A 12,868-nucleotide genomic window follows, 5' to 3' on the forward strand; every position below is an offset into this window, starting at 1 on the left:
GCCCCCGCTGGACGAGCCGGGCTCGTCAGGGTCGATTCGCCTCATAGTGGAGTGCGTTCGTTTTGATGATTTGATTATCCAGGAGGCCTGCCGCGCTGGCATGCCAGTCGCCGCCTCCTGAACCCATGCCGCTTTCGTTTACCTCTGCGTCCGCCCAGGCTGTTGGCCCGAGTTCTTCGTCCGAAGCGTACGAGGTGCCGCTGCGACCCTCAGAAAACGTCCGGGCCGCCCTGGACGTTGACCTCGACGCCCGGCTGAACTTCGCCCAGGGTCGACTAATACTTACGAATCAACGGCTTGTTGCCCAGTTTCCGGATGCAACGGAATGGCAGGGCTGGGAACTGGCGCCCGGCATGGCCATGGCGCACCTCGACCACGCCGGTGTCGGCACGTTGGAGTTGCGCAACGACCAAGCCTTGCTGGCCACCTGGCGCTTCACCCTGGGCCACAACCCGGCGGCGCTGCGTCTGCTGGCCGAGTTCGACCGGGCGCTGGCCGAGCAAACCGCGGGCCCTGCCGCGCCGGGACAGGTGGCAGCGGACGAGCCCGACGAGCCCGAGGCCGACGAGGAGGAGGGCGCCGATGAAAAGCCGCCCTCCACCTGGACCCTGCTGCGCCTGTGGCGTTTTGCCCACCCCTACCGCTGGCGACTGCTGGCGGGCTTCTTGCTGACGCTGGCCGGCACGGCGGCTACCCTGGTGCCGCCGTACCTGACCATCCCGCTGATGGACGACGTGCTGATCCCGTTTCAGGATGGCAAACAAATCGATCCTCGTTACGTGGCCCTGCTGCTGTCCGGCCTGCTGGGCTCGGCTTTGTTGGCCTGGGGCCTGGGCTGGGCCAAGACCTACATCCTGGCGCTGGTGTCCGAGCGCATCGGCGCCGACCTGCGCACCACCACCTACGAGCACCTGCTGAAGCTGTCGCTGGAATACTTCGGCGGTCGGCGCACGGGCGACCTGCTGGCGCGCATCGGCTCGGAGACCGACCGCATCAACGTGTTCCTGTCGCTGCACCTGCTGGATTTCGCCACTGACGTGCTGATGATCGCGATGACGGCGGTGATCCTGTTTTCCATCGACCCGTCGCTGGCCCTGGTCACGCTGGTGCCGCTGCCCTTCATCGCCTGGATGATCCACCAGGTGCGCGACCGCCTGCGCACCGGCTTCGAGAAGATCGACCGCGTGTGGGCCGAGGTGACCAACGTGCTGTCCGACACCATTCCGGGCATCCGCGTGGTCAAGGCCTTTGCCCAGGAAGACCGCGAGGCCCAGCGCTTTCGGGAGGCCAACCGCCACAACCTGGCGGTCAACGACCGGCTCAACCGCCTGTGGTCGCTGTTCTCGCCGTCCGTCACCCTGCTGACCGAGATCGGCCTGCTGGTGGTGTGGGCCTACGGCATCTGGCTGGTCAGCCGCCACGCCATCACGGTGGGCGTGCTGACGGCGTTTCTCACCTACATCGGGCGCTTCTACACCCGGCTGGACTCGATGAGCCGCATTGTCTCGGTGACGCAGAAGGCGGCCTCGGGCACCAAGCGCATCTTCGAGATCCTGGACCACGTCTCCAGCGTGCCCGAGGCGCCGCACCCGGTGCCCCTGCCGCAGGTGGCGGGCCGCATCGAGCTGGATGGCGTGAGCTTTCGCTATGGAAACCGCAGCACCATCCGCGACCTGAACCTGCGCATCGAGCCGGGGGAGATGATCGGCCTGGTGGGGCACAGCGGCTCGGGCAAGAGCACCCTGGTCAACCTGATGTGCCGCTTCTACGACGTGGCCGAGGGCTCGATCCGCGTCGACGGCATCGACATCCGCCAGGTGGCGCTGGCCGACTGGCGCCGCCACATCGGCCTGGTGCTGCAGGAGCCCTTCCTGTTCTTCGGCACCATTGCCGAGAACATCGCCTACGGCAAGCCCGAGGCCTCGCGCGCCGAGATCGTCGCCGCCGCGCGCGCCGCGCACGCGCACGAATTCATCCTGCGCCTGCCGCAGGGCTACGACTCGCTGGTGGGCGAGCGCGGCCAGGGCCTGTCCGGCGGCGAGCGCCAGCGCATCAGCATCGCCCGTGCGCTGCTGATCGACCCGCGCGTGCTGATCCTGGACGAGGCCACGGCCTCGGTCGACACCGAGACCGAGCGCGAGATCCAGAAGGCGCTGGACAACCTGGTGCGCGGGCGCACCACCATCGCCATTGCCCACCGCCTGTCCACGCTGCGCAAGGCCAATCGCCTGGTGGTGATGGACAAGGGGCGCAAGGTCGAGGAAGGCACGCACGAGCAGCTGATTGCCCAGCGCGGTGCCTACTGGCGCCTGTACGAGGCCCAGGCGCGGCAGGAAAAGGCCGAGCGCGACCGCATGCTGGTGGTCGACGAAGCCGTGCTGGCGCCGGCCCACCTGACGCGGGAGAGCCGGACATGAGCAGCAACCCGCTGGCCCTGCAGCGCGATGCCTTCGGCCGCCTGGTGCTGACCGATGCCCAAGGGCAGGCGCACCTCGGCGTGGTGGCCGTGCGCGCCTTCCCCATCGCCGCGCCCGACGAGGGCATCAGCCTGCTCGATGGCGATGGCCACGAGCTGGCCTGGATCGAGCACCTGGCCGACTGCCCCGCGCCGCAACGCGAGCTGATCGAGCAGGCCTTGCGGCAGCGCGAGTTCATGCCGGTGCTCAAGCGCCTGCGGTCAGTCAGCAGTTTTGCCACGCCCAGCATCTGGGACGTCGACACCGATCGCGGGCCCACGCGCTTCACGCTCAAGGGCGAGGAAGACATTCGCCGCCTGGGCCCCGACCTGCTCATCGTCAACGACATGCACGGCGTGCAATACCTGATCCGCGATCTGGCCAGCATGGATCGTGCCAGCCGCAAGCTGCTCGATCGCTTCCTGTAGCACCGCCCGTACATCGCGCGGCGAACTGTCGCACAATGGCCCGATCGACACGCACGATTGAGCCCCATGAGACACCGTGACGATTCCCCCGACTGGATGTGGTCCGATGCGCTGGCGGCGCTGGACCGCATGGAGCGCCTGCACAGCCAGCTGTTTCAGCCGCGCGCGGCCCACTCCCCCAGCTGGGTGCCGCCGGTGGACGTGCTGGAGACCGAGCACGAGGTGTTGATCTTCGTCGCGCTGCCGGGCGTCGACGCGCGCGACGTCAAGGCGCAGCTCGACGGCGCGGCGCTGCTGGTGAGCGGGCGGCGCGTGCTGCCGCCGCAGCTTGGTCGGGCGGCGATTCACCGGCTGGAACTGCCGCAGGGGCGTTTCGAGCGACGCGTGCCCCTGCCGCCCGGGCGATATTCGGCCATCCACGTGGGTAGCGAGCAGGGTTGCCTGGTCATCAGCCTGGAGAAAGCGCCATGAGCGATGCCCGCGCAACACCGGCGCCGGACGAGCCGGCGGCCAGTCCCTCCGACGCGGTGCAGCTGGCCCCCGAGTTCCCAGCCTTGCCCGAAGATGCGCTGATGATCGTCGCCGTGCGTGACACCGTGCTTTTTCCGGGTACGGTGTTTCCCGTCGCCATCGGCCGCGAGGCCTCGGTGCTGGCCGCCCAGCAGGCGCTGCGCCAGGAGCGGCCGATCGGCATCCTGATGCAGCGCGACGTCGACAAGGACGAGCCAGGCGCCGTCGACATGCACCGTACCGGCACCATTGCCAACATCCTGCGCTACATCAATGCAGCCGATGGCGGCCATCACCTGGTGGTGCAGGGCCTGCAGCGTTTTCGCGTGACCGAGTTCGTGCGCGAAAAGCCCATCCTCGCCGCGCGGGTGCAGGCCCTGGACGAGCCCAAAGTGGAGGGCACCGAGATCGAGGCGCGCACGCTGGCCCTGCGTCAGCAGGCCATGGAAGCGCTGCAACTGCTGCCTCAAGTGCCGCAGCCGCTGATCGCCGCCGTGCAGTCCACCGCCGAACCGGGCGCGCTGGCCGACCTGGTGGCGGCCTACCTGGAGCTGAGCCGTGACGAGCGCCAGGAGGTGCTGGAGACGATCGACATCGGTGCCCGCATCGACAAGGTGGCGCGCTACCTGGCCAAGCGCATCGAGGTGATGCGCCTGTCGCAGGAAATCGGCAAGCGCACCAAGGCCTCGCTGGACGAGCGCCAGCGCGAGGCCATCCTGCGCGAGCAGATGGCGTCGATCCAGCGTGAGCTGGGCGAAGGCGAGGGCCGCGCGCAGGAGGTGGCCGAGCTGACCCGGGCCATCGAGGCGGCCAAGCTGCCGGGCGAAGTCGACGAACTGGCGCGCAAGGAACTGCGCCGCTACGAGCGCATGCCCGAGGGCGCCACCGAAGCCGGTATGGTGCGCACCTATCTGGATTGGCTGATCGATCTGCCTTGGGCCGAGCCCGAGGCGCGCCCGATCGACATCGCCCACGCACGCGAGGTTCTGGACGAGGATCACTTCGGCCTGGACAAAATCAAGCAGCGCATCATCGAGTTCCTGGCGGTGCGCAAGCTGGCGCCACATGGCAAGGCGCCCATCCTGTGCTTCGTCGGGCCGCCCGGCGTGGGCAAGACCTCGCTGGGTCAGTCGATCGCGCGGGCCATGGGGAGGCCCTTTTCCCACGTCAGCCTGGGCGGGGTGCACGACGAGGCCGAGATTCGCGGCCATCGCCGCACCTACATCGGCGCCATGCCAGGCAACATCATCCAGGCGCTGCGCAAGGTCAAGGCGCGCGACTGCGTGATGATGCTCGACGAGATCGACAAGATGGGGCGCGGCGTGCAGGGCGACCCCTCGGCGGCCATGCTGGAGGTGCTGGACCCCGAGCAGAACGTGGCCTTCCGCGACAACTACCTGGGTGTGCCCTTCGATCTGAGCCGGGTGGTGTTCCTGACCACGGCCAACATGCTCGACACCATTCCGGGGCCTTTGCGCGATCGCATGGAAATCATCCAGCTCGCGGGCTACACCGAGAACGAGAAGTTCGAGATCGCGCGCCGCTACTTGGTGCGTCGCCAGCTCGAGGCCAACGGCCTGAAGGCCGAGCAGGTGGAATTGTCGGATGAACTGCTGCGCCGCATCATCCGTGACTACACGCGCGAGGCCGGCGTGCGCAACCTGGAGCGCGAGATCGGCCGCGTGCTGCGCCATGCCGCCGTGCGCATCGCCGAAGTCTCGGCCACTACGCTGAGCCTGGGTCCCGGTGACTTGGACGCGATCCTGGGGCCCACGCGCTTCGAGAACGAGGCCGCCATGCGCACCAGCACGCCCGGCGTGGCCACCGGCCTGGCCTGGACGCCGGTGGGCGGCGACATCCTGTTCATCGAGGCCACGAACTTTCCCGGCAAGGGCTCGCTGATCCTGACCGGGCAGTTGGGCGACGTCATGCGCGAAAGCGTGCAGGCGGCGTTTTCCATCGTCAAGCATCGCGCCAAGGAACTGGGCATCGACGAGGAACGCCTGGGCAAGATCGACATCCATGTGCACGTGCCCGCCGGCGCCACCCCCAAGGACGGGCCCAGCGCCGGCGTGGCCATGTACACCGCGCTGGTGTCGCTGCTGACGCATCGCGCGGTGCGCAGCGACACCGCCATGACGGGCGAGATCAGTCTGCGCGGCCTGGTGCTGCCGGTGGGCGGCATCAAGGAAAAAATCATCGCCGCCGATGCGGCCGGGCTCAAGCGCGTGATGCTGCCGGCGCGCAACCGGCGTGACTACGATGACATTCCGGCCGAGGTGCGCGAGCGCCTTCAGTTCATCTGGCTGGAGCGCGTGGAGGACGCCATTGCCGCTGCCCTGGAGCCGGCCGAGGCCGCGCCGAGGGCAGCCGCCTCGGGTTGAACGGGGGCCTCGCTAATCCAGCGTGATCTTCAGATCGCGGATCAGCTTGTGCCAGCGCGTCGTCTCGGACTGCAGCAGCGCCACATAGTCCGCGGTGGGGATGCCGCCCGGCTCGATGCCGAAGTTGACGAATTTCTCGCGCACCGCCGGCACCGCGAACGCCTTGGCGGCGGCTTGCTGCAGTTTGGCGATCACGTCGGGCGAGGTGCCGGTGGGGGCGACCAAACCGACGATGGCGGCGGCTTCGGCGTCGGGGATGCCCATTTCGGCCAGCGTGGGCACGTCGGGCATCTGCGGCAGGCGCTTTTTGCTGGCGACCGCCAGCACCTTGACCTTGCCGTCCTTGACAAAGCTGCGCGCCGCGGCCAGGTCGCTGATCGCCAGCGGCACCTGGCCACCGGCCACGTCGACCAGCGAGGGCGCGGCGCCACGGTAGGGTATGTGCACCAGGAACAGGCCCGCCTGATGCTTGAGCATTTCCAGCGCCAGGTGGTGCGGGCTGCCCAGCCCGGCCGAGGCCACGCTGTACTTGCCCGGGTTGGCCTTGGCCTTGGCGATGAAGTCGCGCATGTCCTTGAACTCGCTTTGCGGCCCGGTGATGAGCATCATCGGCACGGTGCCCACGGTGGTCACGGGCGTGAGGTCGCCGACCTTGTAGGTGAGGTTCTTGTACAGCGCGGGGTTGAACACCAGGTGGCCGTTGTCCGAGTTCAGCAGCGTGTAGCCGTCGGGGCCGCTGCGGATCACGTCCTGCGCGGCAATGGCGCCGTTGCCGCCCGGCTTGTTGTCCACGAGGATGTTCTGCCCCAGTTCAGTGGCCATTTGCGCACCCAGTGTGCGTGCCATGAAGTCCGAGCCCCCGCCCGCCGGGTAGGGCACGACGATGCGAATGGCCTTGCTGGGATAGGTTTGCGCGAACGCGGGTGTGCCCAGGGTGGCGATGCCGGCCAGCCAGGCCAGGGCAAGGGTGGGTGCTTTCATGCGGAGGTCTCCGTCTTTCGTGTGGTGAAAAAAATGGCGCATTCGATCATGCAGGCGCGCGGCGCCAGATGAGATGCGCGCTGCGTGCCTCGCGCGTGCCCTCCTCGAAGCGCGCGCTCAGGTACAACAGCCCGTCCTGCAGGCGCGCGCTGCGGCGCTGCACGCCACCTTCCCAGTTGGGGTAGAGGCTGTGCTGCACCTGATGCGCGACGATGGCCTGCTCGCCTTCGACGCGCTCGATCTCCCAGCCGCCGGCGTAGCTGAAATAGCTGGTGTAGGCGGCCGCCTTGTCGGCGTCGCCGGCGGTCCACTGGCTGGCGGCCAGCGCAGGGCGGTCGGGTTTTTCGATGACGCAGAACATGCCGTTCGCACCATACTCGATGAAGCCGCGCAGCCCCTGGCCCAACGGGTAGGTGACGCGACCATCGTCGTAGTCCTGGCGCCAGTCGACGATCAGCCAGCGGCCGAGGATGTCGTCGCGCGTCATGCCTTGGACTCCAGCAAGAAGTCGCTCACCAGGCGCAAAAAGCCGGGCAGCTTCTCGATCTGCACCCAGTGCCCGCATTCGCCAAAGACGTGCAGGTCGGCGTGCGGCAGCAGGCGCAGCAGGCGCTCGGACACCTCGAGCGGAATCACCCGGTCGTCGCGCCCGTGCACGATCAGCGTGCGGTGCGCGATGGTGCGCAGCGCCGCCTCGGGCAGTGCCAGCATGTCCACGCCGCGTTGGCGTGGAGGCGGAAACAGGCGCGCGAAGCGCTCCTGCACGTCGGCACGTGTGCTGGCCGCGTGCCGCATGCGTACCAGATCATCGGTCACGATGCTCTGGTCGAAGGCGAACAGGCCGATCAGCTCACGCATGGCCCCGAGCGAGGGCTGGTAGCCCCAGACCTTGTCGAGGCCTGCGCTGATCGGAAACGACACGCCCACGGCGCCCATCAGCACCAGGCGCTTGACGCGCTCGGGGTGTCGGTGCGCCAGCGCCAGCGCGATCGCGCCGCCGAAGGAGTTGCCGACCACGTGCGCCGCGGGCAGGTCGAGCGCGTCCATCAGGTCCACCAGTTGCCACACCCAGGCGGCTGGGTCGAGTACCTGGTCCGGCGGGCAGCGCGTGTAGCCGAAGCCGAGCATGTCGGGTGCGACCACGCGGGCACGCTGGCCCAACACCGGGATCACGCCGCGCCAGTTGGCCCAGGCCGTCACGCCTGGCCCGGAGCCGTGGATCAGCAGGATGGGCTCGCCCTGGCCCACGTCGTGCACGTTGACGGCGCAGTCTCCCAGGGTGAGGCTGCGGGCGATTTCGGGGCTGGTGTCGGTCATGGGTTCTCGCATTCGGTTGGGGCGATGGGTGCGCGCAGGCCGGTGGCGGCGATGTCGCGCAGCATCTGGCGCGCCTGGGCGCGCTTGTCGGCGGGCAGCCAGCTGCGGTCGTGGCCCCAGAGGCTCAGTCCCGGCAGTTCGGTGACCTGCCAATCGGGGCCGATCAGGCGCCCGGCCCAGCCCAACTCCAGCATCCAGCCGTCGGGCGTACGCAGGTAGAACGAGGTGACGTGGTCGTTGGCGTGGCGCCCGAGCGAGACGCCGATCGACTCGGGCTGCTCCAGCGCCAGATCGTAGGCGCGGCCCACATCGTCCCAGCAGTTGTATTCGATCATCAGGTGATAGATGCCGGGCCCGCTGCCGGTATCGGCGATGCCGATGGTGTGGTGGCGCGGGTTGACGTGGAAGAAGTCCACCTTGAAGGGGCGGCTGGCGTGGTCGCTCAGTTCGAAGCCCAGCACCTCGTGGTACAGGCGCCGCATGGCCGCGAAGTTGCCGGCCAGCAGCGCCGTGTGGCCCATGCCGAGGTCGACGCCACCTGCCTGGGTGCGAAAGCCGCCGATGGGCCGCCCCGGCGCGAAGGGCGTGGCGCCGTCGCGCAGGCCGTGGGCGATCTCCACGCGGTAGCCGTCGGGGTCGCGGAAATGCACCATGCCCTGAACGCCGCGCAGGGTCAGCTCGTCCTCCGTGGCAGGCGTGCAGGCAAAGCCGGCGTCCGCCAGGCGGCGCGCCAGCGCCTGCATCGCGTCGCCGTCTCGCACCGTGTAGCCCATGCCCAGCGTTGGCGCGCCGTGGCAGGCCTGCAGGACGAAACGCTGGCACTTGGCGTCGATGCGCAGGCGGGCCGTGCGACCGGGCTGCAGCACTTCGGCTTCCAGCCCCGCCAGGGTGGTGGCCATTTGCAGCCAGGCGGTCATGGCGGGGGTGGAAACGAGCACATAGCTCAGGGCCTGGATCATCGGGGTCTCCGTCGACGGCGGGTTCATGAGGCAGTGCGCTCACCCATCATCCGCAGCACCGTTTGCCCGGTGCGCTCGATGTGCTCGCGCAAGACGGCGCAGGCCCGTGGCGCGTCGTGCGCGAGTGCGGCCTGGTACATGGCCTGGTGTTCGACGCTCACGTCGCGGTCCGGTTCGTGCGTGCTCATGAGTACGCGCCGGTAACGGTCGGCCATGTCATGCAACTGCGCGCAAAAGCCCAGCAGGATGGGTGAGCCGCAAGCGCTGATCAGAGTCTGGTGAAACGCCGCGTGGCGCTGCTCCCACGCACCCAGCTCGTCCGCCAACCAGCGCTTGGACTCGAAATTCATCAGGCGCTGGAAGGCCGCAACCAGCGCCACCTCCCAGTCTTCGCCGCCGCGCGCAATCGACGCGGCCAGCGCCATGCATTCCAGATCGATGCGCCGACCCATGATGTCCTGGTATTCGGCCACGCTCACCGGGGCGACGCGGTAGCCGCGCTGGCCCGCCGGGATCAGCAGGCCTTCGGCCACGAGCTGCGACAGCCCCTCGCGGATCGGGCTGAGCGAGACCCCGAGTGCCGCCTTCAGCCCGTCCAGCGGCACCCGCTCACCCGGCTTGCGTGCACCCGAGAGGATGTCGGCGCGCACGCTGCGCGCGACATCGCTGCTGCTGCGCGTGGCTGCTTGGGCATGGGCGAGGGCTGACATGGGTGTGGCGTCCATCAAATCCGCTGCGGATGATTCCCTAAAACATCATCCATGTCAATAAATATCATACGTATTGAAATTCATCGTATATAAATCGGGCTCGATCAAATCAAGGTGGTGCGGAACGCTTGTTTGCGTGTCGAAGCGCAAGCCGGGTCAGCGCCGTCGGCGGCCGGCAGCGGCTCAGGGTGGGCTAAGTCCGCCTTCTTACGCTCCCCATCACGCAAATCCCTGCGTGCTTTTGGAGATACAGCATGAGCTCTTGCATCAAACCCATCCTCGCGGCATTCCTTGTCGCCGGCACCGCCGCCACGGCCTTTGCCGCTGGCGCCGAGAACGACGCGCTGGCTGCCGCCAACGCCAAGGTTTCACTGACGCAGGCCATCACCGCGGCAGAGCAACACGCCGCCGGCAAGGCGACCAAGGCCGAGTTCGAGCACGGCAAGCAGGGCCCGGTCTATGAGGTCGAGGTCGTCAGCGGCAGCAAGGTGTTCGACGTCAGGGTCGATGCCGACAAGGGCACCGTGATCTCGTCGCGCGAAGACAAGCTCGACTGATGGCGAACGTTTCGGTGCGGCTGCCCGATTGGAGATCGAACGTCACAGATCGAGCACCAGGCGCCCCGTTCGGGCGCGTGAGCAGCAGCTCATCATGCGGTCGCCCTTGGCGCGCTCGGCCGGGCTGAGCACGCTGTCGCGGTGCTCGATGTCGCCTTCGGCCACGGCCACCTCGCAGGTACCGCACAGGCCTTCCTCGCAGTCGGACTGCACGTCCACGTTGTGGGCGTGCAGCACCTCCAGCACCGTCCGGTCGGCCGGCACGTGCAGGGTCAGACCGGCGGTGCGCAGTTCGACCTCGAAGGCGCGCTCGTGTGCGGGGTCCAGCTTGGGCGCGTTGTTCTCGAAATGCTCCACGTGCAGCGCGTCGGCCGGCCAGCCGGCCCGTGCCACGGCTTGCTGCAGGGCGTCCAGCAGGCGCTGCGGGCCGCAGGCATAGATGTGCGTGTCGGCCCGTGGCTGCGCCAGCAGGGCGGCGAAGTCGCAGCGCCTGCCTGCGTCGCTCAGGTGCAGTTGCAGGCGCTCGCCGTGCAGGGCCTGCAACGCATCGGCATAGGCCGCGCGCGTGCGCGAGGCGGCGCTGTAGTGCAGCACGTAGTCGCGCCCGGTGGCGCGCGCGCGCTGGGCCATGGCCATGACGGGGGTGATGCCGATGCCGCCCGCGATCAGGATCAGGCGCTGGCGGCCGTCTTCATCCAGGTGGAAGTGGTTGCGCGGCCCGCGCACGCGCAGCGGCGCGCCGGCCGTGGCGTAGCGGTGGATCCAGGCCGAGCCGCCGCGGCTGGCGGCGTCGTGCTGCACCGCCACTTCCCATTCATGCACGTTGTCCAGATCGCCGCACAGCGAATACTGGCGTGACAGGCCGGTGTCGCCGCACTCGATGTCGATGTGCGCCCCAGGCGTCCAGCGGGGCAGGGCGCTGCCGTCGGCGGCGACCAAGCGCAGGCGCACGATGTCGGGGTCGGTGGCCAGGGTGTCGGCCGCCAGCACGCGCAGCTTGCGCACCATGGCGCTGGCCATGGGGCCGCCCAGGTGCACGGCCTGCGCCCAATGGCGCACGTCGGGGTCGCGCCGCTCGGGGTTGTGCGCCGGGTTCCAGCGCACGTGCAGGTTCTGCGGGCCGCGAAACGCGAGGTTGTGCACGTAGTCGAATTCTTGCGGCACCAGTTGCATGTGCGGCAGGCGGCGCGTCAGCTCGCCGATCATGATCTGCATTTCCATGCGTGCGATGTTCTTGCCCAGGCACTGGTGCACGCCGAAGCCGAAGGACAGCTGGTCGATCACGTTGCTGCGGCGGATGTCGAACAGATCCGGGTCGCTGAACTGGCGCGCGTCGTGGTTGGCCGAATGCACCACCAGCAGCAGGCGTGCGCCGGCCGGAATGGGAACGCCTTCGATCACCACGTCGCGCGTGGTGCGCCGGCGCCACGAGGCGATTGGTCCGTCGTGGCGCAGGCATTCCTCGATGGCGGGCGAGATCAGCGAAGGATCTTCGCAAATCTCGTCCCACACGCTGCGGTGCTCCAGCAGCAGGCGGATGGCGTTGGCGGCGGCAAAGGAGGTCGATTCGTGCGCGGCCACGATGATGGCCATCATCATGGAGTGCAGATAGGAGTCGGTCACCACCTCGGGGTGGTGCTTTTGCTGGCGGATGGAGTAGCGCATCCAGCCCGGACCTTCGGGCGTGCGGCGCATCTTCTCCAGGATTTCGCCCGACAGCTGCCAGAACTTGCCCACCGTGTGTGCCACCTCGATGCGTTCTTCGGGCGTGGCGCGGCCGAAGGCGTTCTTGGTGTGCGCGATGGCGAATTCATGCATCTTTTCGTGATCTTCGTCGTCGTCGATGCCCAGAAAGTGCAGCGCGACGGAAAACGGCACATGCCAGGTCAGGCGCCTGAACAAATCGGCCTCTCCGGCGTCGATGAAACCGTCGATGGCCTCGCTCACCAGGCGGCGCACCATGGGTTCGTGCTGGCGCAGATGCTCGGGCGTGAAGGGGGCCATCAGCGCGCGGCGGCGCGCCATGTGCATGGGCTCGTCCTCGTTGACCAGCGTGCGGTTGAGGGCGTAGCCGTAGGACTTGAGGATGGCCAGCGCCTCCTCGGTCGGCGGCTCCGTGGATTCGAGCGCGATCGAGGGGCTGTAGGTGTGCGGATCGCGAAACACGGCCTTGATGGATTCGTATCGCGTGAGCACCCAATAGCCCAGCCTGGGGCTGTAGAACACCGGCTGCTCCTCGCGCGACCAGCGCACCAGCTCGGAGGGGTTGGCCATGTAGGCATCGGTGTAGGGGTCGAAGGCGGTCGCCCGCTCATCGAACGGGCAAGCGGGCGCATCGGCCTGCGGCTCATGGTCGTGCGCCACGGGGCAGGCTCGGGTCGCGGATGGGCGGGATGGCTCTGGCATGAACGTCGCTCCAAGTTTCGGTTGGCATTGTCGGCCGTCGTGGCGGCATTGTGTTCGGTTTGCACCCGAAGGCTCGCGATGCATCGCCTTTCCTATGGCAAGGCTAAGTTTCTTCGCCCACACTGCGGCGCGCATGTTCAGCACGGGCGGAACCTGCATG

At 68.2% G+C, this 12,868-nt stretch carries 11 protein-coding genes; 5 read left to right on the forward strand and 6 right to left on the reverse strand.

The window, feature by feature from the left end; all coding sequences use genetic code 11:
- Positions 1-125: 125 nt before the first annotated feature.
- From ACWHMB_RS06895 to lon, 4 genes are all read left to right on the forward strand, one after another.
- Positions 126-2,417, forward strand: coding sequence for a cyanophycin metabolism-associated ABC transporter (locus tag ACWHMB_RS06895; RefSeq protein WP_377480580.1), 2,292 nt, complete (start codon positions 126-128; stop codon positions 2,415-2,417).
- The gene (locus ACWHMB_RS06900; protein WP_377480577.1) at positions 2,414-2,884 is read left to right on the forward strand and encodes a cyanophycin metabolism-associated DUF1854 family protein; all 471 of its coding nucleotides are present in this window, start codon (positions 2,414-2,416) and stop codon (positions 2,882-2,884) included. The genes ACWHMB_RS06895 and ACWHMB_RS06900 overlap by 4 nt, the downstream gene beginning before the upstream one ends.
- A 66-nt stretch (positions 2,885-2,950) precedes the next feature.
- Positions 2,951-3,355, forward strand: coding sequence for an Hsp20/alpha crystallin family protein (locus ACWHMB_RS06905; RefSeq protein ID WP_293226134.1), 405 nt, complete (start codon positions 2,951-2,953; stop codon positions 3,353-3,355).
- A gap of 101 nt (positions 3,356-3,456) precedes the next feature.
- Positions 3,457-5,778 (forward strand): endopeptidase La, encoded by a 2,322-nt coding sequence (gene lon / locus ACWHMB_RS06910; RefSeq protein ID WP_377480816.1) that lies wholly within the window; start codon positions 3,457-3,459, stop codon positions 5,776-5,778.
- A gap of 12 nt (positions 5,779-5,790) precedes the next feature.
- Here the strand turns inward: lon and ACWHMB_RS06915 are convergent, their stop codons facing one another.
- The 5 genes from ACWHMB_RS06915 to ACWHMB_RS06935 are packed head-to-tail and all read right to left on the reverse strand — an operon-like array spanning position 5,791 to position 9,745.
- Positions 5,791-6,759 carry a Bug family tripartite tricarboxylate transporter substrate binding protein gene (locus ACWHMB_RS06915; RefSeq protein WP_293226132.1) on the reverse strand — a complete coding sequence of 323 codons (969 nt, stop codon included), beginning with the start codon at positions 6,757-6,759 and terminating at the stop codon, positions 5,791-5,793.
- Positions 6,760-6,805: 46 nt separating this feature from the next.
- Entirely contained in the window at positions 6,806-7,246 is a 441-nt protein-coding gene (locus ACWHMB_RS06920; protein ID WP_293226130.1) for a lipocalin-like domain-containing protein, read from the reverse strand.
- Positions 7,243-8,076: an alpha/beta fold hydrolase gene (locus ACWHMB_RS06925; protein ID WP_293226128.1), complete on the reverse strand. Its 834-nt coding sequence runs from the start codon at positions 8,074-8,076 to the stop codon at positions 7,243-7,245. The genes ACWHMB_RS06920 and ACWHMB_RS06925 overlap by 4 nt, the downstream gene beginning before the upstream one ends.
- Positions 8,073-9,035, reverse strand: coding sequence for a VOC family protein (locus ACWHMB_RS06930; protein ID WP_293226126.1), 963 nt, complete (start codon positions 9,033-9,035; stop codon positions 8,073-8,075). The genes ACWHMB_RS06925 and ACWHMB_RS06930 overlap by 4 nt, the downstream gene beginning before the upstream one ends.
- 23 nt (positions 9,036-9,058) lie before the next feature.
- Positions 9,059-9,745, reverse strand: a complete 687-nt coding sequence (locus ACWHMB_RS06935) for an FCD domain-containing protein (protein ID WP_377480573.1) — start codon at positions 9,743-9,745, stop codon at positions 9,059-9,061.
- A 254-nt stretch (positions 9,746-9,999) separates the two neighbouring features.
- Between ACWHMB_RS06935 and ACWHMB_RS06940 the strand changes: the two genes are divergently transcribed.
- Positions 10,000-10,302: a PepSY domain-containing protein gene (locus tag ACWHMB_RS06940; RefSeq protein ID WP_293226120.1), complete on the forward strand. Its 303-nt coding sequence runs from the start codon at positions 10,000-10,002 to the stop codon at positions 10,300-10,302.
- 42 nt (positions 10,303-10,344) lie between these two features.
- Here ACWHMB_RS06940 and ACWHMB_RS06945 read toward each other — a convergent pair whose 3' ends face one another.
- The gene (locus ACWHMB_RS06945) at positions 10,345-12,708 is read right to left on the reverse strand and encodes a cytochrome P450/oxidoreductase (RefSeq protein WP_377480570.1); all 2,364 of its coding nucleotides are present in this window, start codon (positions 12,706-12,708) and stop codon (positions 10,345-10,347) included.
- Positions 12,709-12,868 lie beyond the last annotated feature (160 nt).

Source organism: Ottowia pentelensis, from assembly GCF_964341695.1.